The organism is Neorhizobium sp. T25_27 (assembly GCF_002968565.1).
Classification (GTDB): domain Bacteria; phylum Pseudomonadota; class Alphaproteobacteria; order Rhizobiales; family Rhizobiaceae; genus Neorhizobium; species Neorhizobium tomejilense.
Genome location: NZ_PVBJ01000002.1, coordinates 206,810 through 230,723 on the forward strand (window position 1 = coordinate 206,810; position 23,914 = coordinate 230,723).

Annotated in this window: 28 protein-coding genes; 17 read left to right on the forward strand and 11 right to left on the reverse strand. The window is 62.1% G+C overall.

Features of this window, described 5'->3' with window-relative positions:
* Positions 1-5: 5 nt before the first annotated feature.
* Positions 6-764, reverse strand: a complete 759-nt coding sequence (locus tag C5J24_RS07750; protein WP_105417009.1) for a 3-deoxy-manno-octulosonate cytidylyltransferase — start codon at positions 762-764, stop codon at positions 6-8.
* A 151-nt stretch (positions 765-915) separates the two neighbouring features.
* Here C5J24_RS07750 and C5J24_RS07755 point away from each other — a divergent pair, with 151 nt between their 5' ends.
* The gene (locus C5J24_RS07755; protein WP_105402304.1) at positions 916-1,497 is read left to right on the forward strand and encodes a cytochrome c family protein; all 582 of its coding nucleotides are present in this window, start codon (positions 916-918) and stop codon (positions 1,495-1,497) included.
* Positions 1,498-1,586: 89 nt separating this feature from the next.
* Here C5J24_RS07755 and C5J24_RS07760 read toward each other — a convergent pair whose 3' ends face one another.
* Complete coding sequence (locus C5J24_RS07760; protein WP_172723887.1) at positions 1,587-2,531, reverse strand: AEC family transporter; 945 nt, start codon at positions 2,529-2,531, stop codon at positions 1,587-1,589.
* Positions 2,532-2,919: 388 nt separating this feature from the next.
* Here C5J24_RS07760 and C5J24_RS07765 point away from each other — a divergent pair, with 388 nt between their 5' ends.
* Entirely contained in the window at positions 2,920-3,912 is a 993-nt protein-coding gene (locus C5J24_RS07765; RefSeq protein WP_105417011.1) for an adenosine kinase, read from the forward strand.
* A gap of 18 nt (positions 3,913-3,930) precedes the next feature.
* Here the strand turns inward: C5J24_RS07765 and C5J24_RS07770 are convergent, their stop codons facing one another.
* The gene (locus C5J24_RS07770) at positions 3,931-4,473 is read right to left on the reverse strand and encodes an SH3 domain-containing protein (RefSeq protein WP_046667197.1); all 543 of its coding nucleotides are present in this window, start codon (positions 4,471-4,473) and stop codon (positions 3,931-3,933) included.
* A gap of 252 nt (positions 4,474-4,725) precedes the next feature.
* On the opposite strand from C5J24_RS07770, the gene C5J24_RS07775 reads away from it, so the two are divergent.
* On the forward strand, positions 4,726-5,730 hold the full coding sequence (locus C5J24_RS07775; protein ID WP_105417013.1) for a D-glycerate dehydrogenase: 1,005 nt from the start codon (positions 4,726-4,728) through the stop codon (positions 5,728-5,730).
* On the opposite strand, the gene C5J24_RS07780 is transcribed toward C5J24_RS07775, so the two are convergent.
* The 3 genes from C5J24_RS07780 to recF are packed head-to-tail and all read right to left on the reverse strand — an operon-like array spanning position 5,731 to position 8,169.
* Positions 5,731-6,216, reverse strand: coding sequence for a GNAT family N-acetyltransferase (locus C5J24_RS07780; RefSeq protein ID WP_105417015.1), 486 nt, complete (start codon positions 6,214-6,216; stop codon positions 5,731-5,733).
* Positions 6,216-7,001: a molybdopterin-synthase adenylyltransferase MoeB gene (locus C5J24_RS07785; RefSeq protein ID WP_105417017.1), complete on the reverse strand. Its 786-nt coding sequence runs from the start codon at positions 6,999-7,001 to the stop codon at positions 6,216-6,218. The genes C5J24_RS07780 and C5J24_RS07785 overlap by 1 nt, the downstream gene beginning before the upstream one ends.
* A 43-nt stretch (positions 7,002-7,044) precedes the next feature.
* On the reverse strand, positions 7,045-8,169 hold the full coding sequence (gene recF, locus C5J24_RS07790; protein ID WP_105417019.1) for a DNA replication/repair protein RecF: 1,125 nt from the start codon (positions 8,167-8,169) through the stop codon (positions 7,045-7,047).
* A 299-nt stretch (positions 8,170-8,468) separates the two neighbouring features.
* Between recF and C5J24_RS07795 the strand changes: the two genes are divergently transcribed.
* From C5J24_RS07795 to C5J24_RS07805, 3 genes are all read left to right on the forward strand, one after another.
* On the forward strand, positions 8,469-9,968 hold the full coding sequence (locus tag C5J24_RS07795) for a globin-coupled sensor protein (protein WP_105417021.1): 1,500 nt from the start codon (positions 8,469-8,471) through the stop codon (positions 9,966-9,968).
* Positions 9,969-10,065: 97 nt separating this feature from the next.
* Complete coding sequence (locus C5J24_RS07800) at positions 10,066-10,611, forward strand: cupin domain-containing protein (protein ID WP_105417023.1); 546 nt, start codon at positions 10,066-10,068, stop codon at positions 10,609-10,611.
* Positions 10,604-10,810, forward strand: a complete 207-nt coding sequence (locus tag C5J24_RS07805) for a SlyX family protein (protein ID WP_105417025.1) — start codon at positions 10,604-10,606, stop codon at positions 10,808-10,810. Before C5J24_RS07800 ends, C5J24_RS07805 begins: the two co-directional genes overlap by 8 nt.
* A gap of 92 nt (positions 10,811-10,902) precedes the next feature.
* Here C5J24_RS07805 and C5J24_RS07810 read toward each other — a convergent pair whose 3' ends face one another.
* Positions 10,903-11,505, reverse strand: coding sequence for a TetR/AcrR family transcriptional regulator (locus tag C5J24_RS07810; protein WP_105417027.1), 603 nt, complete (start codon positions 11,503-11,505; stop codon positions 10,903-10,905).
* A gap of 172 nt (positions 11,506-11,677) precedes the next feature.
* Between C5J24_RS07810 and C5J24_RS07815 the strand changes: the two genes are divergently transcribed.
* From C5J24_RS07815 to C5J24_RS07825, 3 genes are all read left to right on the forward strand, one after another.
* A complete protein-coding gene (locus tag C5J24_RS07815; RefSeq protein ID WP_105417633.1) occupies positions 11,678-11,926 on the forward strand; it encodes a hypothetical protein in 249 nt (82 codons plus the stop codon).
* An 89-nt stretch (positions 11,927-12,015) separates the two neighbouring features.
* Positions 12,016-12,597, forward strand: coding sequence for a LysE family translocator (locus C5J24_RS07820; RefSeq protein WP_205836924.1), 582 nt, complete (start codon positions 12,016-12,018; stop codon positions 12,595-12,597).
* Positions 12,598-12,813: 216 nt separating this feature from the next.
* On the forward strand, positions 12,814-13,797 hold the full coding sequence (locus tag C5J24_RS07825; RefSeq protein ID WP_105417031.1) for a carbon-nitrogen hydrolase family protein: 984 nt from the start codon (positions 12,814-12,816) through the stop codon (positions 13,795-13,797).
* Positions 13,798-13,864: 67 nt separating this feature from the next.
* Here C5J24_RS07825 and dnaJ read toward each other — a convergent pair whose 3' ends face one another.
* The 3 genes from dnaJ to C5J24_RS07840 form a co-directional block, all read right to left on the reverse strand.
* Positions 13,865-14,995 (reverse strand): molecular chaperone DnaJ, encoded by a 1,131-nt coding sequence (dnaJ, locus tag C5J24_RS07830; protein WP_105417033.1) that lies wholly within the window; start codon positions 14,993-14,995, stop codon positions 13,865-13,867.
* A 97-nt stretch (positions 14,996-15,092) separates the two neighbouring features.
* On the reverse strand, positions 15,093-16,994 hold the full coding sequence (dnaK, locus tag C5J24_RS07835) for a molecular chaperone DnaK (protein WP_105417035.1): 1,902 nt from the start codon (positions 16,992-16,994) through the stop codon (positions 15,093-15,095).
* Positions 16,995-17,190: 196 nt separating this feature from the next.
* Positions 17,191-19,668: a transglycosylase domain-containing protein gene (locus C5J24_RS07840; RefSeq protein WP_105417037.1), complete on the reverse strand. Its 2,478-nt coding sequence runs from the start codon at positions 19,666-19,668 to the stop codon at positions 17,191-17,193.
* A gap of 196 nt (positions 19,669-19,864) precedes the next feature.
* On the opposite strand from C5J24_RS07840, the gene C5J24_RS31795 reads away from it, so the two are divergent.
* From C5J24_RS31795 to C5J24_RS07870, 7 genes are all read left to right on the forward strand, one after another.
* Entirely contained in the window at positions 19,865-20,038 is a 174-nt protein-coding gene (locus tag C5J24_RS31795; protein ID WP_172723888.1) for a hypothetical protein, read from the forward strand.
* 149 nt (positions 20,039-20,187) lie between these two features.
* Positions 20,188-20,370, forward strand: a complete 183-nt coding sequence (locus C5J24_RS07845) for a hypothetical protein (protein WP_046638101.1) — start codon at positions 20,188-20,190, stop codon at positions 20,368-20,370.
* A 119-nt stretch (positions 20,371-20,489) separates the two neighbouring features.
* Positions 20,490-20,693 (forward strand): hypothetical protein, encoded by a 204-nt coding sequence (locus C5J24_RS07850; RefSeq protein WP_105402320.1) that lies wholly within the window; start codon positions 20,490-20,492, stop codon positions 20,691-20,693.
* 133 nt (positions 20,694-20,826) lie between these two features.
* Complete coding sequence (locus C5J24_RS07855) at positions 20,827-21,069, forward strand: hypothetical protein (RefSeq protein WP_105417039.1); 243 nt, start codon at positions 20,827-20,829, stop codon at positions 21,067-21,069.
* Between the two features lie 92 nt (positions 21,070-21,161).
* Positions 21,162-21,356: a hypothetical protein gene (locus tag C5J24_RS07860; RefSeq protein WP_105402322.1), complete on the forward strand. Its 195-nt coding sequence runs from the start codon at positions 21,162-21,164 to the stop codon at positions 21,354-21,356.
* A gap of 296 nt (positions 21,357-21,652) precedes the next feature.
* On the forward strand, positions 21,653-21,865 hold the full coding sequence (locus C5J24_RS07865; protein ID WP_172716915.1) for a hypothetical protein: 213 nt from the start codon (positions 21,653-21,655) through the stop codon (positions 21,863-21,865).
* Positions 21,866-21,940: 75 nt separating this feature from the next.
* Complete coding sequence (locus C5J24_RS07870; protein WP_105417041.1) at positions 21,941-22,312, forward strand: hypothetical protein; 372 nt, start codon at positions 21,941-21,943, stop codon at positions 22,310-22,312.
* On the opposite strand, the gene C5J24_RS07875 is transcribed toward C5J24_RS07870, so the two are convergent.
* Positions 22,309-22,776 carry a YbaK/EbsC family protein gene (locus tag C5J24_RS07875; RefSeq protein ID WP_105417043.1) on the reverse strand — a complete coding sequence of 156 codons (468 nt, stop codon included), beginning with the start codon at positions 22,774-22,776 and terminating at the stop codon, positions 22,309-22,311. The two genes, C5J24_RS07870 and C5J24_RS07875, sit on opposite strands and share 4 nt — an antisense overlap.
* A 471-nt stretch (positions 22,777-23,247) precedes the next feature.
* On the opposite strand from C5J24_RS07875, the gene C5J24_RS07880 reads away from it, so the two are divergent.
* On the forward strand, positions 23,248-23,457 hold the full coding sequence (locus C5J24_RS07880) for a cold-shock protein (protein WP_007754264.1): 210 nt from the start codon (positions 23,248-23,250) through the stop codon (positions 23,455-23,457).
* Positions 23,458-23,914: the final 457 nt, after the last annotated feature.

Here is a 23,914-nt window from a genome sequence, read left to right on the forward strand (position 1 = left end):
ATCCGTTACGAGGAGGCACGGGCAAACAGGATCGCACGGGCTTTTTCAAGGTCGGCGGGAGTATCGACGCCTAACGGAACCGAGTCAACGATCTCGGCATCGATGCGCATGCCGGCTTCGAGCGCCCTCAGCTGTTCGAGCGATTCGCGCTTTTCGAGCACGGACGGCCCGAGCGACACGAATTTTTCGAGTGCAGCGCGGCGATAGGCGTAGAGCCCGATATGGTGGTAGAGCGGCCCATTGCCGTAAGGCGCGGTGGCGCGGGTAAAATAGAGCGCCTTCAGCCGCGTTGCGGAAATCGGCGAGCCGACGATTTTCACCACGTTCGGATTGGTCTTTTCGTGTTCGTCGGTGATCTCGACGGTGAGGGTGGCGATGTCGGTCGACGGATTGTCGAGCGGGCGCAGCGAGGCGCGCACCGCTTCCGGCTCGATCGTCGGCAGGTCGCCCTGAACGTTGATCACGAAGTCTATCTGCGCGTCCGGATCGGCCTTCTGGACGGCCTCGAAAATCCGGTCCGAGCCGCTTTGATGGTCCTGCCGGGTCATCACCACGTCGAAGCCCGCAGCGGCCACGGCGTCGTAGACGTCCTGGTGGTCGACGGCGACGATGATTCGCCCGACTTGCGCTTCCTCGGCGCGTTTTGCTACCTGCACGATCATCGGCAGGCCGGCAATATCAGCCAGAGGTTTCCCCGGCAGGCGGGTCGATGCCATTCGCGCCGGGATCAACACCAGCGTCCGGTCAAAAGCCGAATTCTTCATGAGAGACCCTTCTATTCCCGCGTAAACAGTGTCAAAAAGTCTCACGCGCGGGACGATAATCGTGTTGCAACAACCATGCAAAAGACATAGGTTCCGCGCGATTTCAAGATGGTCCGCTTTCCCACAGGCGGTTGCGAAGGAGCTTTTGCGGATGAACCCCAATGTCAACATGGCGGCAGGCGCCCTGCTTGCTACTGTTTTCGTCTTGATGTCGGTGTCCATTGCCTCGGAAGGCATTTTCCACTCGGAGGTACCCGAGAAGGCAGGTTTTGCCATCGTCGCCGCCGAAGAGCCCGCAGCCGGTGAAGCCGCTGCACCCGCTGCCGCCGCCGTTCCGATCGCGCAGCTGCTGGCGAAAGCCGACGCCAAGGCCGGGGAAGCCGCATTCAAGAAGTGTCAGAGCTGTCATTCCGGGGAGAAGGGCGGACCGAACAAGGTCGGCCCCGATCTCTGGAGCATTGTCGACCGTCCTATCGCCGGACACGAAGGCTTTTCCTATTCGGCCGGCATGAAGGAGTTTTCCAAGGGCGGTGCCGAGCACTGGACCTTCGACAACCTCAACCATTTCCTCGCCGCTCCGAAGGCTTTCGTGAAGGGTACGGCGATGGGCTTCGCCGGTCTGAAGAACGATGCCGAGCGCGCCAACCTGATTGCCTACCTGCGCACGCTGGCTGATTCGCCGGTCCCGCTTCCGGACCCGAATGCAGCCGCTCCGGCGCCCGCCACCAACTGATCGGCAAGTCCCACGAATTCCAATTGAAATGCCCGGCGTCAGTCGGGCATTTTTGTTTTGGGCTTTCGTAATCGGAGATGCGGCTTGGCTCAGCCGAGCAGCCATGCCCAGAAGCCGACGGTGAAGACGCCGAATGCGGTGGTCATGCTGATCACCGAGGCGGCAAGGCTATGGCCGGAGCGGAAACGCTGGGCGATCAGCCAGGCATTGATGCCGGTCGGCACTGAGGCGGTCAGCACCAGCGCCGCGGTCCAGTCCTTCGGCAGGGCAAACAGATAACTCATCAGGAAGACGAGCGCCGGCAGCACCAGCAGCTTCAGCACCGCAGCGGCCCCTGAAAGGCCGATATCGCCCCGGATCGGATATCTGGTCAGCGCCATGCCGATCGATATCAGTGCGACTGGGCTCGCCGCGGCGGAAATCTGATCGACGACGATGGCGGCCGCCGACGGGAGATGCAGGCCGAGGAAATTGAAGCCGACGCCGACGATGAGCGCGATCACCAGGGGGTTGCGGGCAAGGTTGGAGCCTACCTGCCCGAGGACCGCTACGATGCCGCGCTTTTCGCCGCCGTCGACCTTGGCGGCCGCGCCCTCCATCAGGATCGTGCCGGCCACCATCATCAGCGGCAGGTGGATCGCAAGCAGGATGGAGATCGCCACTAGGCCATCCTTGCCGACGACTTGGGCGACCAGCGGCAGTCCGATGAAGACGTTGTTGGCGAACGAGCCGGACATGCCGGCGATCACGCCGATCTTCGCATCCCGGCCAAAAACGCGGGTGGTGAGCATATGACCGATCCCCCAGGTCATGGCGACCCCGAGAAAATAGACGGTCCACAGCCGGAACGGCGAGGCTCCTTCGAAATGCGCATCCGCCAGCGTCCGGAAGATCAGCATCGGTACGGCGATCTTGAACACGAATTCGCCGAGCGCGTCGCCTGTCTCCTCCTTCAATATCCCGGTTTTCGCTGTCATCCAGCCGATCAGGATCAGGATGAAGAGGGGCACGACATTCAGGAAGACGGAGGACAAGGGGCAGGCTTTCTGTGGAGACGTTTTTATGCGTCTAACGCATGTCGCGGCTTGCGACAAATGTGTTTGGTGCAGAGAAGCTATTTGGCTGGAAGTCGCGGCGACGGGCGCGCAACAAAAAAGCGGGGCAATCCCCGCTTTCCCTCCTGGTTTCGTCCAGGACATCCGGTGGTCGGCCGCCAGTTCATCCGTGGTCGGCAACACAACCGGATCGTCGAATGTATAACCTGTGATCGTGACAACAGAGTGACGGCCCAGGGTCGGCCTTGTGAGAGTTGGGGCAAAATACCCCGGATTGCGGGCATTGCGGTTATTTTCCCTTCCAATCGGTCCAAAACCCGAATACCGGTTTTCGCGACAAACTGCTTCCCAAGAGGATCAAGACCGGATGCCCAAGTTCGACGTGCTCACCATCGGCAATGCCATCGTGGATATTCTCGCCCGCTGCGACGACAATTTCCTGAGCGACAATGCGATCACCAAGGGCGCGATGAACCTGATCGATGCCGAGCGCGCCGAACTCCTCTATTCCAAGATGGGTCCCGCAGTGGAAGCGTCTGGCGGTTCGGCCGGCAACACGGCAGCCGGCATTGCCGGTTTCGGCGGCAAGGCCGCCTATTTCGGCAAGGTTGCGGAAGACCAGCTCGGCAACATCTTCCAGCACGACATCCGTGCCCAGGGCGTGCACTATCAGACCAAGCCGGAAGGCACCCACCCGCCGACCGCCCGTTCGATGATCTTCGTGACGCCGGATGGCGAGCGTTCGATGAACACCTATCTTGGCGCCTGCGTCGATCTCGGCCCGGAACACGTCGAAGAGGATGTCGTTGCCGAGGCCAAGGTCACCTATTTCGAAGGGTACCTCTGGGATCCGCCGCGCGCCAAGGAAGCGATCCGCGAATCAGCCCGCATCGCCCACGAGCATGGCCGCGAAGTGTCGATGACGCTGTCTGACCCCTTCTGCGTCGGCCGCTACCGTGCCGAATTCCTCGACCTGATGCGTTCCGGCACGGTCGACATCGTGTTCGCCAACAAACAGGAAGCGCTGTCGCTCTACGAGACAGAGGATTTCGAACTGGCGCTGAAGAAGATTTCTGAAGACTGCAAGCTGGCGGCGGTGACGCTCAGCGAGGAAGGCGCGATCATCATTCGCGGCGATGAACGCGTGAAGATCGACGCCTATCCGATCAGGGAACTGGTCGATACGACCGGCGCCGGCGACCTCTTCGCGGCCGGCTTCCTGTTCGGCTATACCCAGGACCGTTCGCTCGAGGATTGCGGCAAGCTCGGCTGCCTTGCTGCCGCCATCTGCATCCAGCAGATCGGCCCGCGACCGATGGCGTCGCTCATTGAAGCTGCGAAGAAGCAGGGCCTCCTTTGAGGCCTCGCAGGGAAGAGCTTATTTAAAGGCCTCGCCGGGATAGGCGCCCCAGATTTCGGCCTGGGCGATCCAGCCCTCGGCGCCGTTGGTTTCGGCGCGGCACCAATCGCCGTTGCATTCCTTGATCTGCAACACGACACCCGGCTCCAGCTTGGCGAGGATGGCTGCCGTCGCCTGCGGGTCGCGGCGCATGTTGACGTAGATATCCTTGCCCTTGCCGCGCATCCACGGGGCGGCCACCGCAGTCCGGTCGCCCGAGAGCAGGGCCTGGTTCACCCAGCCCTCTGTGCCCTCGGCGTCGCGAACCCGCCGCCAGTTTTCGTATTCCTGGATGATTTCCATCGGCGTGCCGGACTTCATATACATCCAGGAAACCGCATAGTCGGTGCTCGGGCCGATGCGGATATTGACCTTCCTCGACTTGAGGCTGACGAAACGCGGCAGCGGCAGGCCGCTCGGACCCTTGGCGGCGCCCTGAGCATAGCTCGGGGCGGTTGCGGAAAGGGAGGCGACAAGCCCGAAGGAAAGAGCGATGAAGGAGGAAAGAATGGCGCGACGCATGTGTTTGGTTCCGGCTGAGCGATCTCGGGCTTTCGGGAACCTCGCGAGGTTTTGTTTGTCTTCGCTGACGGGTCTGGTAGAAAACGCCCTGGATGAATTGAATATCGCGCGACTTGGTTAAGGACCTCCTAAAGCAGGTCGCCCGAAAGCGGGTGCCGGTTTCGGGATAACGACATATGTCGAACAAAGCTTGAAGCACGAACCCCGGATACGTTCAGGTTTCGTGCTTCAAGGCGTCAGGCAGAGAGTTTCATGACGGCGAAGAAGAAACCCAAGGTCTATATCACCCGTAAGCTGCCGGATGCGGTGGAAACCCGCATGCGCGAGCTGTTCGAGGCCGAACTCAATATCGACGACACGCCGCGTTCGCGCGACGAGCTGGCGGCCGCCATGAAGTCTGCCGACGTGCTGGTGCCGACGGTGACCGACCGTATCGACGAGGCGCTGATCGAGGAGGCCGGGCCGCAACTCAAGTTGATCGCCAGCTTCTCCAACGGCTTCGACCATATCGACGTCGATGCCGCCGCCAGGAAGGGCATCACCGTCACCAACACGCCGAACGTGCTGACCGAGGACACGGCAGACATGACCGTGGCGCTGATCCTCGCCGTCAACCGGCGGCTCGCGGAGGGAGCGCGCATCCTGACCGACAAGCCGGGCGAGTGGACGGGCTGGAGCCCCACCTGGATGCTCGGCCGACGAATCTGGGGCAAACGTATCGGCATCGTCGGCATGGGCCGCATCGGCACAGCCGTCGCCCGCCGTGCCAAGGCTTTCGGCCTGTCGATCCACTACCACAACCGCAAGCGCGTCAGCCCCGCGACGGAAGAAGAGCTGGAGGCGACCTATTGGGACAGCCTCGACCAGATGCTCGCCCGCGTCGATATCGTCTCGGTCAATTGTCCCTCGACACCGGCGACGTTCCATCTCCTGTCGGCGCGGCGCCTGGCGCTGATGCAGCCGGGCTCGATCATCGTCAACACCGCCCGCGGCGACATCATCGACGAGGCGGCGATGATTCAGCTTTTGCGCGATAACAAGATCGCCGGCGCCGGCCTCGACGTCTACCAGAACGAGCCGGCGATAAACCCGAAACTCGTCAAGCTCGCCCATCAGGGCCGGGTCGTGCTGTTGCCGCATATGGGCTCGGCGACAATCGAGGGCCGGATCGACATGGGCGACAAGGTGATCATCAACATCCGCACCTTCTTCGACGGCCACCGCCCGCCGAACCGGGTGCTTCCGGGCCGCAACTGATCAGTCGAGACGCTTCTGCATCTCGATCGAGGTTGTGCGGGTGAAGCCGGGATGAGAGTTTTCCGCCGTCCTGGCGAAACCCCATCTTGCGAAGGCCGCGTGATTGGCGGTCAGTTCGATGCGGGTTTCGAGCCGCAGCGCCGGCAGGCCTCTTTCCCGGGCAATCGCTTCCGCCACAGACAGCAGCCGGCGGCCGATGCCTTTGCCCTGGCTGGCCGGGGCGACGGCGAGCTTGCCGATATAGAGGAAGCCCGGCTCCGGCTTGCAGAAGACGCAGCCGGCGAGCCTGCCGCCTTCGATCGCCGCAAACGCGATCTCGTCGCGGGCCTTCCGGGCGAGCGAGGCGAGCGTCAGCCGATGCGCCGAGGAGGGCGGGTCGATGACGCCGTCCATATAGGCGAAGGAGGAGAGGATGAGCCCCAGAAGTTCGTCCCAGCGCCCGAAATCCTCGTCGATGCGAACAATCTTAACCGCGGCGGGCTCCATCACTCGGCGGCAGCCTTGGCCGTGCGGCGCTTGTATTTGATCATGTCGAAGCGGGCCGACAGCGAATCGTAGAGCATCAGTCGCCCGACCAGCGGTTCGCCGACGCCGGTCACGAGCTTGATCGCCTCCATCGCCATCAGCGTGCCGACCACCCCCGTCAGTGCACCCAGGACGCCGGTCTCGGCGCAGGACGGGATCAGTCCCGCCGGCGGCTTTTCCGGAAAGAGATCGCGATAGCCGGGATTGAGAACGCCGTCCGGTCCTGTCTCGTAGGGCTTCATCACCGTCACCGAACCGTCGAACCGGCCGACTGCGCCGGTTACCAGCGGGATCCGGGTGGTTTCCGCGGCATCGGCGGCCGCATAACGGGTGTCGAAATTGTCGGAACCGTCGATCAGCAGGTCGAACAGGGCGAGTTTGCGGGCCGCCCATTCTGCCGAAAAACGCTCCTCGAAATCGACGACCCGGACATGCGGGTTGAGCCGGGCGATCGCCTCGCGGGCGCTCCGGGTCTTCATCTCGCCGATCGTGCCGGTATCATGGATAACCTGCCGCTGCAGGTTGGAAAGGGAAACGCGGTCGTCGTCGATGATCCCGAGCGTGCCGATGCCGGCGGCCGCCAGATATTCGAGGATCGGCGCGCCGAGCCCGCCGGCGCCGATCACCAGCACGCGGGCATTCTTCATCTTCTGCTGCCCCGCGCCGCCGATTTCCGGCAGCAGGATATGACGGCGGTAACGCTCAATCTCGTCTTGGCTCAATTTTTCCGGGGTCAGGCTTTCCATGGTGCAATCATATCACCGGCTGCCGGGCCGCGTAAGGTGGATTTCAAACGCTGATCCCGCCATGCGCGACGGTAAAGAACTGTGCTCGGTCGGCCAGCGCGGAAAACATCGCCTGGTCCGTGCCGGTCATGAAGGACTGGCCGCCGAGACCGTGAACGAGATCGAAGAGAGCCGCCCGCCGGCCTTCATCGAGATGGGCGGCGATCTCGTCGAGCAGCAGGATCGGCGCGTAACCGGTCATGTCGGCGGTGAGCCGCGCATGGGCGAGCACGAGGCCGATCAGCAGCGCCTTCTGCTCCCCGGTCGAACAGCGTGCGGCGTCCATGTCCTTCTCGCGATGGCGCACCAGCAGATCGGAACGGTGCGGGCCGTCGAGCGTGCGGCCGGCGGCGGCATCGCGGCCGCGGCCGTTGCGCAGCATGTCGAGATAGTCTTCCTCGAGATCGGCCGACGGGCGGTCCATCGCGCCATCCATGAAGCCTTCGAGCGCCAGCACCGGCGTCGGGAACGGCGTCTCGCCGGAACTTGCCGATAGCCTTCTCAAAAGCCCGAGCATCTCCTGCCGGGCCGCGGCCATGGCGATGCCGAGACCGGCCATCTGCGCCTCGATGGCCGACAGCCAGGAAGGGTCGAAACGGCCTTCCGACAATAGCTTGTTACGGCTGCGCATGGCGCGCTCGAAGTCGCTCGCCCGCCGGCCATGGGCGGGATCGAGCGACAGGACGAGACGATCGAGGAAACGGCGGCGGTCCGATGAGGCACCGGTGAACAGCCCGTCCATCGCCGGTGTCAGCCACAGGACGCTCAGGTGGTCGGTAAGCTCCTCGGTCGATTTGGCCGGGGTGCCGTTGATCCTGAGCTTGCGGGTAACGCTTTCGCCTTCGCCGGGCTCGATGCCGGTGCCGATCGAGACCTCGCCATCCATGCCATCGACATCGGCAAAGATAGTGAACCCGCCGGCGGCGCCGACGCGCGTCACGTCGGACAGCACGGCGCGGCGCAGTCCGCGGCCGGGCGACAGGAAGGAGACGGCTTCCAAGAGATTGGTCTTGCCCGCGCCGTTCTCGCCGGTCAACACCACATGGCGCCCGTCGAGCGGCAGCGCCGCTTCCGCATAATTGCGGAAATCGGTGAGCTTCAGCCGGGAAAGGGAGGTCTTCTGCGCCATCGGGAATCTTAAGGTTTCGTGAAACAGGAGCTAAGGACTCGAAGCCCGGATGGCAAGCTCTTGCTTGGGGAGACTGATGCCCCTCAGCCCTGAACAGAGCTTCGGCGCCCAATTGCGAACGGCTGGTGAGGCCTCCCGCCCGAATGTCGTTTTTCAATGCAGTCCAATTTATAATTATTCAAAAACTAGGAGGCATGGCTAACAGCGCGTTAAAGCTTCACTCCTAGAAGTGCCGATGCACGCATACGCATCTCATATCCGGATGGCCGTGTGGACCCCTTCAATCTCCGGAGACCTCCATGAAAGACCAGAACCACAAAGCCGATCTCGCTGAACGCCTTGAATTCATCGGCCTTGGCCAAGAGCAGCGCCGGTCTCTTGCCGAGGTCCGGCCCGTCATCAAGGAAACGGTCGGCGGCGCGCTCGATGCCTTCTACCGGAAGGTCAAGGGCAATCCGCAGACGGCGAAGTTCTTCTCCAACGATGGCCATATCGCCCATGCCAAGAGCCGCCAGGCTGCCCATTGGGAAGGCATCGCATCCGGCAAATACGATGACAATTATGTGGAGGCGGTTTCCGCGATCGGCCGCACTCATGCCCGGCTCGGTCTCGAGCCGCGCTGGTATATCGGCGGTTATGCGCTGGTTCTCGATGGCATCATCCGCGCCGTGGTGGCCCGTGAGATGAGCGGCTTCTTCCAGGAGAAGAAGGCGAAGGTGCTTTCCGAACATCTTTCCTCCGTCGTCAAGGCCGCCCTGCTGGACATGGACTACGCCATTTCGGTCTATCTCGAGGCGCTGGGCGACGAGCGCAGAGAGGTCGAAGTCAGGCAGGAAAAGGCCAAGGCCGAGCAGGACGCAGCGCTTGCGGCGCTCGATGGCGCCCTGAAGAGCCTTTCCGATGGCGATCTGACATCCGAACTCTGGCAGGAACTGGCACCGAATTTCGCCAAGCTGCGGCAGAACTACAATTCCTCCGTTGCCGAGCTCGACGCGGCGATGCGCGAGATCAGCACCTCCGTCGAACAGGTGCGCGCCGAGGCGGGCGGCATTTCGTCGGCTGCAGAAAACATGGCCCGGCGCACGGAACAGCAGGCTTCCGCGCTCGAACAGACGGCGGCGGCATTGGAAGAGATCACCACGATTTCCGGCCAGGCCGCGCAGCGGACCCGCGAAGTGCAGGTGATTGCGCGTGAATCCGCTTCGGAGACTGTCCGCTCCGGCAAGGTGGTCGAGGAAGCGATTGCAGCGATGGGCGATATCGAGCAGTCCTCGCAGAAGATGACCCAGATCATCGGGGCGATCGACGAGATCGCCTTCCAGACCAATCTTCTGGCGCTCAATGCAGGTGTGGAAGCGGCCCGCGCGGGCGAACAGGGCAAGGGTTTTGCGGTCGTCGCGCAGGAAGTCCGCGAGCTGGCGCAGCGATCCGCGGCGGCCGCCAAGGAGATCAAGGAACTGATCGACCAGTCTTCGAACGACGTCCACCGCGGCGTCGAGCTCGTCAACAGGACGGGACAGGCGCTGGTCGGCATCGGCGATCGCGTCAAGTCTATCGATGACCATATCTCGTCGATCGCGCGCTCGGCCCAGGAACAGGCTTCCGGCATCGAGGAGATCAATTCCGCGATCCGCAGCATGGACCAGATCACCCAGCAGAACGCCGCGCTGATGGAGGAGACCAACGCCTCGACCCGGAGCCTCGTCGGCATCAGCGGCCGGCTGGCGGCGCTGCTCGGCCACTTCAAGACAAAGGCGGTGCGTGAGACCCGCACCGAGCGTCCGCGCCTGCGTGCCTGATCTTCGGCCCGGAATCCGGTCCAGAATTCGGCCAGAAACATGGACCGGGCGGCGGCGGTCGGCTAGTGTCCTGTGGTTTTCCGAAGGAGGCCGCGACATGACCGACAGAAACCGCCCGTCCTGCATCGCCCATTGGGCCGAAGTGGAAAAGCCCGAGGAAGGGCATTACCGCGGCGACGACGAGCTGATGGGGTTCGGCGCGCCGCTGGCCCGCCATTTTGGCCTGACGCGGCTCGGCATCCATCATGAGCGGTTGCCGCCGGGGCGACGCACTTCCTTTCCGCATGCCGAAAGCGCCGAGGAGGAGTTCGTCTACGTGATCGAGGGAACGCCGGAAGCCTGGCTGGATGGCGAGGTCTATCCGCTGAAGCCGGGCGACTCGGTGGGCTTTCCGGCCGGCACCGGCTTGGCGCACACCTTCATCAACAATACCGATGCGGAAGTACGGCTGCTGGTGGTGGGCGAGGCTTCCACGCATGCGAACCGTATAGTTTATCCCAAGCATCTCGACATGAAGCCGATCCGCTCCGACTGGTGGGACGATGCGCCGGTGCGGCCGCTCGGACCCCATGACGGCATGCCGGACGCGGTTCGTGCCGAAAAAACGGCCAGGAAGGCCGCGAAGGAAGATTCAGGTGAGTGACGAACAAAGACTGGTCAAGCTCGAGGAGCTGGCCGCCCATCAGGCCAAGGTGATCGAGGAATTGTCCGATCAGCTCGCCGAGCAATGGAAGGTGATGGAACAGACACGCGCCAAGCTCGACCGGCTGACCGAGCGGTTCCTGTCGCTGGAGGAGACCTCGCTGGAAGCGCCGGCCGTCACCAGGCCGCCGCATTATTGACCGCCCGGTTGCCGCTCAGGCGGCGCGGGGCATGCGCCGCTTGAGCGCGACATATTTCCTCGGCCGATTGGACGGGCGGATGTTCCGGAGACCTACTGTGCCTTTAAGCCGTGCACGAGGTGGCGAACCACGAGGCGCAGCTGTTCCGGCGCAATCTCCAGCCGGTCGGTGAGCAGCCGTTTCCACACGAAACTCGTTATGATCTCCATGGCAAGCTCGGGTACGACCCAATCGGCCACCTCGTCTCGGGCCTTTGCCCGGCGGAATATCTCGCCGCCCTGCTGGTATCGCTCGGCCATGTAGGCCGCGAGCGCCTTGCTGGCCGCCGGGTCGGTCTGGGCCTCGGCGATGACGGAGCGGAAAACCGCGCCTCCATGGCCGGTGTTCCAAAACTCGAGCAAGTCGCTCAGGAGCTGGAAGATATCCGTCTCGATCGCGCCGGTATCGGGTGCGATATCGACGAATTTCTGGCGGTGGTAGACATCCAGAAGCAGGATCGTACGCGTCGGCCACCATCGATAAATCGTCGGTTTGCCCGCATGGGCTCGCCGGGCCACGGCCTCGATCGAAAACGATCCCAGCCCGCCCTCGACAAGAATTTCCTCAGCAGCCTGGAGAATGGCCTCCTGGCTGGCGGGGTTGCGCTGGGCGCCGATCGACATGCGGCGCGCCTCCGCCGCCTTTTTCCCCGTCATGCGGACCCCCCAAGCAAAATTTTATTCGACATCACAAGAGTCCTACTTGAACGAAACGGCTCGTTTCGTTATATGAGCTCCATGGAAACGGACCGTTTCTATGGAGCTCATAGTGACCACAGCAACTTTAACCCTCAGTTCCGATAGCAGAAATCAAGCCATGGAGGCGCAATTGCAGACCGTACCCGCTCGCGTCAACCCTTCGAAGGCGCGTCTCGCCCTCGTAATGATCCTCGCCATCTATCCGTTGATCACCGTACTTCTCTATATCCTCGCGCCGCTCACCGAAGGTTGGGCCGTGTGGCATCGAACGATCCTGATCGCGCCGATCATGGTGCTGTCGATCGTATTTGTCGTCTCGCCGGCAATCCAGAGATATTTCGGCTGGTTCGTGGCCCGCATGCCTTCGCCGACAAAATAAGCCGGTTTGACGAGTGTCAATCGGCATGCTGAAAATGCTGATAGAGAGGAAGCGGCCGGACCATGCCGGCCACTTCGACAGGCAGTTGCATGACCCTTCCGGAATTCACCCTCGCCACCCTCCTGCTTCTCTGCACGCCGGGGCCGACCAATACGCTGATGGCGCTTGGCGGGTATGCGCGCGGCTGGCTGAGGGGCCTGCCCCTGATCGCCGGTGAACTCGGCGGTTATCTGCTGGTGATCGTGCCGGCGGCAACGCTTGCGGCGCCTTTCTTCGATGCCTATCCGCAGGCGCTGGTCTGGGCGAAGCTCGCGACGGGTATTTGGGTTCTTTATCTCGGCTATCGCCTGTGGATGTCCGAAAAGCAGGCGAAGGAAGCGGTGGAAGTTTCCGTCCGCCAGGTCTTCGTCACGACGGTGCTGAACCCCAAGGCGCTGATCATCGCGCTCGTCATCATGCCGCATGGCGGCCTGCAGGAACTTGCGCCCTGGCTCGCGCTGTTTGCGGGACTGGTAATCTGTGCCGCCAGTGGCTGGATCGCCTTCGGCAGCCTGATGCGGCGGACGGAACGTTTCGAGGTGAAGCCGATCGTCGTGCGCCGCGCCGCCGCTGCCTGCCTCGTCCTCTTCGCAATGATCCTCGCCAGCGGATCGATCCAGTCGCTGGCCTGAAATAGACGGCCTGAAATCGGGGCCTGGTCCCAGTTGACGAATCAAGGCGGGACCGGCATTTTTTGTTTGGCGTAGCCTGCGCCGAACCTCCCCGGACCTTCTCCAGCATGGTCCTGAAACGGAGGCAAAGGGACTTTAGTCTCGGGTCGTTATCTTGGTCCGACCGTTTCGGATGTGGTTGCTGGGGAACTCCGTCCGGGACGTGAAAGGCTCAAGATGACGCAAAACGGAAATTTCAAACGCCGTGTCCGTGCCCGTGCTGCAAAGACAGGCGAATCTTATACCGCCGCCCTCAGCCACATCCGCGAAAGTGCCCCGAGCGATCCAGGGCCGCAGGCCAGATCGGTGCGCCTGGCCGTGGCTCAGACCACTCCCTATGTCGATCCCCGCAGCGTGGCCGAGCTTCGTACAAGCGGCGAGGAGATGCGGCGCCTCATGCGCGAGGCGCGACAGGCGGGCGCGAGGGTGATCCACTTCCCCGAAGGTGCGACCTGCTCTCCCGACAAGCGTATCATGTCGTCGACCGGCCGGGATCCGGTCGGGCCGTCCGACTGGAGCCGGTTCGAATGGGCCGTGCTGCGCGAGGAACTGGAGGCCACGCGGGCGCTGGCCCGCGAGTTCGGACTGTTTGCGGTCATCGGTTCCGTGCACCAGCTGACGGAGCCGCATCGGCCGCATAACTGCCTCTATATCATCTCCGATCGGGGGGAGCTGGTGACGCGCTACGACGAGCGCCTGCTGTCGAACACTAAGATCTCGTTCATGTACACGCCCGGTTCGACCCCGGTGACCTTCGAGGTCGATGGCGTCCGCTTCGGCTGCTCGCTCGGCATGGAGACGCATTTTCCCGAGATCTTCCGGGAATACGAGCAGCTCGACGTCGATTGCGTCCTGTTCTCGACCACCGGCGCAACGCCGGCCTTTGCCGCGGAGGTTCTGGGACACGCGGCGGCCAACCGCTACTGGGTGAGTTTCTCGGTTCTCGCCTATCCCGGCTTCATGCCTCCGTCCGGGATCGCCGGCCCGAGCGGCGAATGGGCGGTACAATGCCCGGCGGATGCCACCTCCTCGTTTGCGGTCGTCGATGTCGCTCACAATCCGGGAGAGATCGCCCGCCCCTGGAGGCGAACCGCGCGGGCCGGCATCTATGAGCCGCATATGGTGAGCGATCCGCGCAGCGGTGTCCACGACACCTTCTAGCGGCCCAACGAAAAAGCCGCCCGCAACGGCCTGTTGCGGGCGGCTTCAAAATTTAGGATCGAGAAGCTCAGCTCTCGAAGAATTCCTTCATCCGGGCAAAGAAGCCCGTCGATTCCGGATTGTTGTCCTTCGAGGACAGTTCCTCGAATTCCTGCAGCAGCTCGCGCTGCCGCTTGGTGAGCTTCTGCGGCGTCTCGATCTGGATCTGGATGTAGAGATCGCCCGTCTGGCTGGACCGCAGCACCGGCATGCCCTTGCCCTTCAGGCGGAACTGCTTGCCCGGCTGGGTGCCTTCCGGCACCGTCACGCGGGATTTGGTTCCATCGAGAGTGGCCACGTCGAACGTGCCGCCAAGGGCGGCCGTCGTCATCGAGATCGGCACGGCGCAATAAAGATCCGCGCCGTCGCGTTGGAAGAACTGGTGCGGTTTCACCGACAGGAAGATGTAGAGATCACCCGCAGGCCCGCCGCGCGTACCGGCTTCGCCTTCACCCTGAAGGCGGATGCGGGTGCCGTCTTCGATGCCGGCCGGGATGTTGACCGACAGCGAACGCTCTTCGGTGACGCGGCCCTGGCCGTGGCACTTGCCGCAGGGATCGGTGATCGTCTGGCCGCGGCCGTGGCAGGTCGGGCAGGTGCGCTCGACCGAGAAGAAGCCCTGGGATGCGCGCACGCGGCCGGAGCCCTGGCAGGTGCCGCAGGTCTTCGGCTGGGTGCCGGGCTTGGCGCCCGAACCCGAACAGACGTCGCAGGTGATCGAGGTCGGAACCCGGATCTGCGCCGTTTTGCCGGAAAAGGCTTCTTCCAGAGTGATTTCCATATTGTAGCGAAGATCGGCGCCGCGTTCGCGACCGCCGGTCGAGCGCCGGGCACGACCGCCGCCCATCATTTCGCCAAAGATATCTTCGAAGATGTCGGAGAAACCGCCGGCGCCCGCGCCCGAGAAGCCGCCGCCACCGCCCATTCCGCCCTGTTCGAAGGCGGCATGGCCGAAGCGGTCGTAGGCCGCGCGCTTTTGAGGATCCTTCAAGGTCTCGTAGGCTTCGCCGAGCTCCTTGAACTTCTTTTCGGCTTCTGCGTCGCCCGGATTCTTGTCGGGATGATATTTCATCGCGAGCTTGCGGAAGGCGCTTTTCAGCTCCTTCTCATCGGCTGTCCTGCCGACACCCAGCGTTTCGTAAAAGTCTGCTTTTGCCATGGAGGTAACCGGCTCCGGAAAGGATTCCGGCTGCACGAAGGCAGCCGGATACTCTAGTCAACTATGGTCGAGGTCTGGCCATCAGGCAACCGGCGGATCAGGCGGACTTCTTGTCGTCCTTGACTTCTTCGTAGTCGGCATCGACGATATCGTCCTTGCCGCCCTCGGAGCCTTCGCCGCCTTCGGCCTGCTGGGCCTCATAAATGGCCTGCCCAAGCTTCATCGACACTTCCATCAGGACCTGCGTCTTCGCCTGGATGTCATCGGCGTCCGGCTCGGAGGCTTCGATGGCAGTCTTCAGCGAAGCGATCGCATCCTCGATCGCCTTGCGGTCGGTCTCGGAAACCTTGTCGCCATATTCCTTCAGCGACTTCTCGCTGGAGTGAACGAGGCTTTCGGCCTGGTTCTTGGCTTCGACGCCGGCGCGGCGCTTCTTGTCGGCTTCGGCATTGGCCTCGGCGTCCTTGACCATCTTCTCGATCTCGGCGTCGGAAAGACCACCGGAAGCCTGGATGCGGATCTGCTGTTCCTTGCCGGTGCCCTTGTCCTTGGCCGAAACCTGGACGATGCCGTTGGCGTCGATGTCGAACGTGACTTCGATCTGCGGCATGCCGCGCGGCGACGGCGGCAGGCCGACGAGGTCGAACTGGCCGAGCAGCTTGTTGTCCTGGGCCATTTCGCGCTCGCCCTGCGATACGCGGATCGTCACGGCCTGCTGGTTGTCCTCGGCGGTCGAGAAGACCTGGGACTTCTTGGTCGGGATCGTCGTGTTGCGGTCGATCAGGCGGGTGAAGACGCCACCGAGCGTTTCGATGCCGAGCGACAGCGGGGTCACGTCGAGCAGCAGAACGTCCTTGACGTCGCCCTGCAGAACGCCGGCCTGGATGGCGGCGCCGAGAGCGACGACTTCATCCGGGTTGACGCCCTTGTGCGGCTCCTTGCCGAACAGCTGCTTGACGACTTCCTGGACCTTCGGCATGCGGCTCATGCCGCCGACGAGAACCACTTCGTCGATTTCGGCTGCGGTAACGCCGGCATCCTTGAGGGCTGCCTTGCACGGCGCGATGGTGCGCTGGACGAGATCGTCAACCAGGCTTTCGAACTTGGCGCGGGTCAGCTTCAGGGTCAGGTGCTTCGGACCGGAAGCGTCGGCCGTAATGAACGGCAGGTTGATTTCGGTCTGCTGCGAGGAGGAGAGTTCGATCTTGGCCTTTTCGGCAGCTTCCTTGAGGCGCTGCAGGGCGAGCTTGTCGTTCTTCAGGTCGATGCCCTGGTCCTTCTTGAACTCGTTGGCAAGATATTCGACGAGACGCATGTCGAAGTCTTCACCGCCGAGGAAGGTGTCGCCGTTGGTCGACTTCACTTCGAAGACGCCATCGCCGATTTCGAGGACCGAGATGTCGAACGTGCCGCCGCCAAGGTCGTAGACGGCGATCGTCTTGCCGTCCTTCTTGTCGAGGCCATAGGCGAGAGCGGCTGCCGTCGGTTCGTTGATGATGCGGAGAACTTCGAGACCTGCAATGCGGCCGGCATCCTTGGTTGCCTGGCGCTGCGCGTCGTTGAAGTAGGCAGGAACAGTGATGACGGCCTTTTCGACCTTTTCACCGAGGTAGGATTCAGCGGTTTCCTTCATCTTCTGAAGGATCATCGCGGAAACCTGTGCGGGGGAATAGTTCTTGCCCTGGGCCTTGACCCATGCATCGCCATTGTCGCCCTTGACGATATCGAAAGGAACGAGGCCCTTGTCTTTTTCAACCGTCGGATCTTCGTAGCGGCGGCCGATCAGGCGCTTCACGGCGAAGAGGGTATTGGTGGGATTGGTGACCGCCTGGCGCTTGGCCGGCTGGCCGACGAGGCGTTCGCCGTCATCGGAAAATGCGACCATGGAGGGCGTGGTACGCGCGCCTTCGGCGTTCTCGATCACCTTCGCATCTTTGCCGTCCATGATGGCGACGCAGGAGTTGGTGGTACCGAGGTCGATGCCAATTACTTTTGCCATTTTCTTCTCTCTCCTTTAAGCGAACCATCGGAACCCCTCAAAGGCATTCCACTGACAGTTCCTCGACTGGGATGGTACGCAGCATCGGCTGCGGTCATGCGGCGTATATAAGGACGGGTTTTTAGGACTGCAAGGCGAGAAATCGCCCGGATCCTAGCAAAAAGAACAGTTTGCCGAGCAATACTGTCAATACGCTTCACTGCCCCATGATCAGGTCGAAAAGCGTTGTCTGCCGCGGCTGGTCTCTGGAGCCCGCAACGCCTACGTCGCCGGGCGGAACGGGGCCGCCGCCGATGGCTCCCGGGGGCACCGGAGCGGACGAATCATAGGGACCGCGATACTGGCGATAATCACGGACCGGAACGTCGCCGGGCGGTATTACATCGCCACGGCGGCCGCGGTCGCCATAGACCGGCCTGTTGTCGTAAATCTGTCTGCCGTCCCTGTTGTCGTATCCCTGGTTGTCGCCATAGACGGGCCGCACGCGGGCGGGTTCCCGTTCGATCGAGGCGGAATCCTGGGCGGGAGGGCGCGGCGCCGGCGGATAGTCGGCGGGGAGTTCGTCCTGGGTTCGGCGGCCACCGGGCAGGATGCCGGAAATGATATCGCCGATCGTCGTCGACGGAGAGTCCGGCTGGACTGCGGCCGGCGGCGGCAGATCGAGGCCGCGGCCGGTGCCGAACAGCGGCGTCGGCGTATAACCCTTCATCGCGGACGTCATATATTCCTTCCAGGCCTTTGCCGGCAGACCGCCGCCGGTTACCTTCTTCATGAAGGCGCCGTCGTCGTTGCCGAACCAGATGCCGGTCGTCATGATGCTGGTATAACCGACGAACAGCGCGTCGCGGAACGACTGGGTGGTGCCCGACTTGCCGGCTGCCTGCCAGCCGTCGATCCTGGCGGCCTTGCCGGTACCTTCGTTGATGACGCGGTTCATCATGCCGTTCATCGTCGCCGCCACCGGCTCGCTGAGCACGCGCGGCGGGTTGGCGTAATCGGCCTCGTAAAGCACCTTGCCATCCGGATCGATGATGCGCTTGACGATATGCGGCGTCGCCTTGTAGCCGCCGTTCATGAAGGATGCGTAGGCAGACGTCAGCTCGACCAGCGAGACTTCCGAGGTGCCGAGCGCGATCGAGGCATTTGCCTGGATGTCGGAATCGATGCCGAGCCGGTGGGCGAGGCTCACCACCTTGTCGGGACCGACCTGCATGGCCAGCTGCGCGGCAACCGTATTGAGCGATTGCGCGAAGGCCGAGGCGAGCGTCACCGGGCCGCGGTATTTCTCGTCGAAATTCTCTGGCGACCAGTTGCCGATCTTGACCGGTGTATCGTTGACCATCGAGTCCGGTCGGGCGCCGGCTTCGAGTGCGGCGGCATAAACGAAGGGTTTGAAAGCCGAGCCCGGCTGGCGCTTCGCCTTGACGGCGCGGTTGAACTGGCTCGTCGCATAATCGCGGCCGCCCACCAGCGCCCGGATCGCGCCTGTCGCATCGACCGAGACGAGGGCTGCCTGCGAGGCGTTGAGCTTGCCGCCCTCCTTCTTGAGAACATCGTTCAGCGACTTTTCGGCGGCGGCTTCAAGGCGCATGTCGAGCGTGGTCTCAACAGTCACATCGACTTTCGGCTCGCCGATCAGGCTCTTCACCTCATCGACAACCATGTCGGCGGCATAATGCTGGGCGCCGGTCCAGTAGCGCTTTGCCTTGGCCGGCGGCTGCGACATGGCACTCTTCAGGTCGCTGTCGGTGATGTAGCCTTCCTCGCGCATCGTGCCGAGCACGACCTGGGCGCGCGCCTCCGCTGCCTTCGGATCGCGGGCCGGCGAGAGGCGGGAAGGTGCCTTGAGGAGACCGGCAAGCGTTGCCGCTTCGCCGAGATTCGCGTCGCGGGCAGACTTGTTGAAATACCGCCGCGAGGCGGCCTCAACGCCATAGGCGTTCGAACCGAAGAATACCCGGTTCAGGTACATGGCGAGGATCTGGTCCTTGGTGAACTTGTGCTCCAGCCAGAAGGACAGGAGCACCTCCTGGATCTTGCGTTCGAACGTGCGGTCCGGCGACAGGAACAGGTTCTTGGCGAGCTGTTGGGTGATGGTTGAACCGCCCTGGATCGGCTGGCCGGTCAGGTTGTTGACCAGGGCGCGCGCCAGGCCCAACGGATCGACGCCGAAATGCGAATAGAAACGCCGGTCCTCGATGGCGATCACCGCCTGCGGCAGGTAGGGCGACATTTCTTCGAGCGCCAGGGCCTCGCCGCCAGTCGAGCCGCGATTGGCGACGACCGAGCCGTCGACCGCGGTGATCTTCATGTTCGCAGGGCGGTCCGGGATCGACCAGGTACTGGCGGCCGGCATTTTCGCACCGTAATAGAGCACCAGCCCGCCGACGGCGATGCCGGCCCAGATGCCGAGCACGAAACACCAGTAGACCAGCCGCTTGAGCGGCGAGAAGAGCCCGCCGCCCTGGCGACGGGTGGAGGCTTTCCTGTCGCGGGAGGGACGGGCGCGTTCAGGGCGATCGGAACGCTCGTCGCTTTCGGCTTTCGATGGACGTCGGCCAGGCCGGCCGTTGCCCACGATTCGCTCATCCGCGTCGAGACGTAAATCGCCACTCGGCCGCGAACCTTCGAACGACGGTTCAACGCGTTTGTCTGATTTGCCTCTGGCTGCCATGGTGAGCCGGCATACCCCCGTTACGCGCCTGTCAAAACAGGCTGTTACTCGAATGTCTGATCGCCCAAGCCTTTGGCTGGACTCTAAATGCGGCGATTTAAGGAGGCGTAAAGGACGCGCTTATTTGGCCGGGTCTTGAACCGCTTGACTTCCATCTCCATTTATGAGAACAAATAGAGAACATTTAGAGGTGCTGATGAGCAGAACCGAACAGGTGATCGAACGTGCAATGGCCGCAGTCGCGGCATCGAAGGCTCTGCGCGAGGCTGAAGCGCAGCGTCGGCGCGAGACGTTCCAGAAGATACAGATCGCCAACCGGCGACGTCCGAATATTCCCAAGGGCATCCAGCTGCCGCTGGACCTTCATTGAAATGCCGCAACGCCCTGGAAGGCCGGGCGTTGGCCTATGTTACAAAAGCTGCCCGATACCGCATCCAACCTTAAAAAAATCCGATTCCTGATGGAACAAGGAGGCAAGATCCGCGTTACGACGGATTCCACCTTGGAGGAGGGGAGGATATGCAGAAAATCGTCGAGGCAGTCGTCCGAAATGGCGACCAGCGCGTCCCGGTCGGGCTGGTCAGCGTCAAGCAGGCACTTGAAATGCCTGAAAGGGGAATGCTGGAGTTCAGCCACCCTGCTTATGAAGCCGGGAAGACTGATATTTTCGTCAATCGCGAAACCCTTTCAAAACTGATGTAATCGCCGCGAAGCGATGAAACAGGCCGTATGAGGCAACCTGAAAACGCGAATTCGTGATTTCGGGTTCATCGCACTACGGGTTACCTTTGCACCCGCAACCACAGCGAAAGGAGAATGGCATGAAGACAGTTCTCGTCATCGCCGCCGTGCTCGGCCTGTCGTCCACCGCAGCCCTTGCGGAATGCGCCGGCCACGACGTCACGGCTTCCGCCAAGGTGGACAAGGAAGTCACTACGGCAAGCATCGCGCCTCCGAAAGTGGACCCGCGCGAGGAAGCCGTCGTGCTGAAGCAGTCTGAAGGACAGGCTAAAGTCACCGAATAATGGTTTTGCCCGCGCCGGCCCTGTCGGCGCGGGTTTTTCATTCCCTTCAGACAAAGGCCTGCCCTTTCAGATGGGAAGCTGGAGACGGAACCTCGCGTTCCGTTTGGGTGTTGTTTCCGAAAAGGAGACTTCAATGGCCAAAAAACCTCTCGCTGCCGGCTTTACCGGTGATGTCGCCGAAGAGACAGGCGTTGGTGCCCGTACGAAATCTGCCGTTCATCATGTCAAGGACGAGGCGGGCATGGTCGCCGCCCACGCCGTCGACCATCCGGCCGCTACCGGCTCGGCAATTGCTACCGTCGGTCTGCTCGGCCTCGCGATAGGCTACATGCTCGGCATGTCGTCCGCCTCCCGCGACCGGCGCCGGTATCGCTGAAGGCGAGTGAGGTTTTCTTCGGGAATACTGGCCGCCCGCGGAACTGTGGCTGGCCTCAGTCGTTGGTTTCCTGACAGGAAAAGGAGGCCATCATGCCCAATCGAGACCCTATCCCCGCTCCGAGCCCTCAGCCGCGCGGGCCGACACCGGCGGGCGGCGTACCCGATCGGACCCAGGAGAAGCCGCCATTGACGCCTGCGCAGGATCCCGGCGACAGCAAGAATCCGCAGGATCCGACGCTCAATCCCGCCCTGATGCCGACCGGCGATCCGGCGGGCATGGCATAAGCCGTCGTTGGACCTTCATGCCCGTTCGTGGACACCTAAAGGACCCGTATAGGTAGTAACCCGTACGGGTCCACCCTTATATTACACCCGTCTATTATTGTTATTGTCAATTTATTAGCCAAGGCTCAAAATCCTCCCTCCTGTGGCTTGTAGACCTTTTTGTTCCTCGGGCGCCGACAAGGCCGGCGCAAGTCTGTCGCAATAGAAGGCCGCTGGTAAGTTTCTCCAGCCGCCATTGTAGAGCAGGGCGAGGAGAATGGTCCGCCGGTCGGGCACCGTATGATCGGGAGGGTTATATGCCTACACAGATGGTTAGAAATCCTGTCAATCCGGACCAGCTCAGCTTGCTGCAGCAGGTCTTTGACCAGGCTTGCGCCGAACACCAGATCGACAAGGCGAGCCCCGATGCCGAGGCACTCGCGCTGATCCTCGTGAACTCCCTTCAAAAAGGCTCGGACGACAAGCAAAAGCTCTCGGCGCTGGCCGAGGCGCTGGCGAAAAGCCGATAGGTTCTTGCTTTAAACGAGGAACCTATCAGTCCTTCGGCAGTTGAACGGTCTCTTGAAAAACGCAAGGAGGCCGTAATGGCAGAGCCCGTCAGAAACCTGAACACCCCCGCGAAATCGAATACGCCCTCTTTCGATCACGAACCCGGCGAAAACGTTAGGACCGAGATCGCGACGCTGCGTTCCGAGATTGCCAACCTGCGCGAAATGCTCTCCGAAAAGACCGGTGCAGCCTATGGCAAGGTCACTGAGCGCGCCGGCAACGCTGCGCATTACGTACAGAACGAAGCAAGTTCGGTTGCCGGCACTATCCGCGAACATCCCGCTGCGACCACGACGCTGTTTACCCTGATCGGCGCGATCGGTTTTGCCATCGGCTATGTGGTTGCAACCGCTTCGGCGGAAAGCAAGCACGCCTGGTACGACCGTTACTTGAGCGGCCGCCTCTAAACCGGATCCTGACCGACATCGATCCAGGTCGCTGCGGTCAAGTCCGCCATGCGGTCGGGGCTGATGCGCACAGCAGCATTGGTGGCGCCGGCCGCAGGCACGACTTCCGGGAATTTCCGCAGCGACACGTCGCAATAGATAGGGATCGGGGAAGGCAACCCGAACGGACACACGCCGCCGATGGGATGGCCGGTGATATCGGCCGTCTCGTCACCGCCGAGCATGCGCGGCTTGGCACCGAAATGATCCCGGAATTTGCGGTTGTCCAGGCGGCTGGTCCCCGACATCACCACAAGCACGGTGATTTCCCCGGCGCGCACGCAGATCGTCTTGGCAATCTGCTCGGGCGCCACCCCGTGAGCGAGGGCGGCAAGCGGCACGGTGGCCGAGCTTTCTTCGGTAATGATGACGTGGACGTCGGGGGCGTTGGCGGCGAAGAAGGCGCGGACGGATTCGAGGCTCATGCACTCAGACTGGCGCAGGATGGAGCCGGCTGCAAGAGGACAAGGGAGCCATGCGAGAATTGCAATGCTGCACTGCGATATCGTGACTGTTTTTTAAGCTTCGCTCCTGTATGTTCAATTCATCGACGGGCGCACTCCTCCTCCCAGCGCCCCAGATGGGACCGACAACACCTCCTCCTCCCAGTTGTTGGTCAGTTTCGGAAACCCGGCGCACCTCCTCCCGCGCCGGGTTTTCTGTTTTATGCGCCTTGAAATCGCTGGCTATTTCGCCCTTGAAAGCGCGGCTTAATTTTCCCGATCTTGACCTTTTTGACCGGAGCCATTATCTGGTTCGCCATCGATATTTGTTTGATAGCCAGCACTATGCGCCTCGCGGCGTTTGCGACGATCTCTCTTCAAATACGAAACTTCAACGTTCCAAGCGCTCGAGCGTGGAATAGTCGGTCATATTTGCAAGGGAAAGGCATCGTTATGGCTACCGGTACTGTAAAGTGGTTCAACGCAACCAAGGGCTACGGCTTCATTCAGCCTGACGACGGTTCGCAGGACGTTTTCGTTCACATCTCCGCCGTTGAGCGCGCTGGCCTCGGCCAGCTCAAGGACGGTCAGAAGATCTCCTACGAACTCGTCAGCGACAAGCGTTCTGGCAAGGTTTCCGCAGACCGCCTCCAGGGCGCATGATCTGCTGAAGACCTGAGTGTCGAACTCGCGAAAGGCCGGCTTGTCCGGCCTTTCTGCTTTTCTGGAGCAGGCTCCTCCAGTGTTTAGAGCGATTCTAAACTTAACCCCTTGTAAACGGAAACCTTAGCTCCCATCTTGGGTTCAATAGCGTTTCCGACGCACCGCATGGTCGGGGCTCCAAAGGCCTGAGCGAGCATGTGTGTTACGGCAAATACGGGCGACCGTGCCGTCTTGAGGCAGTTTTCATATCCGCGTTAACGGGATGTTTACTTAACCGAGGGACGATGACCGCTAGAGCCGCAGTGATCTGAAAAGGTCGAAGAGCGGCCGCGTCGGAAATGCTTGTCCCATTTCGAGTGACCACGGATGTACTGGCACCAGTGAATGGGAGTGGAAAGGTCGGGCTTGCCCCGGCCTTTTTGTTTTTAAGGGCCTGACGCGGAGACGCGTCGGGCCC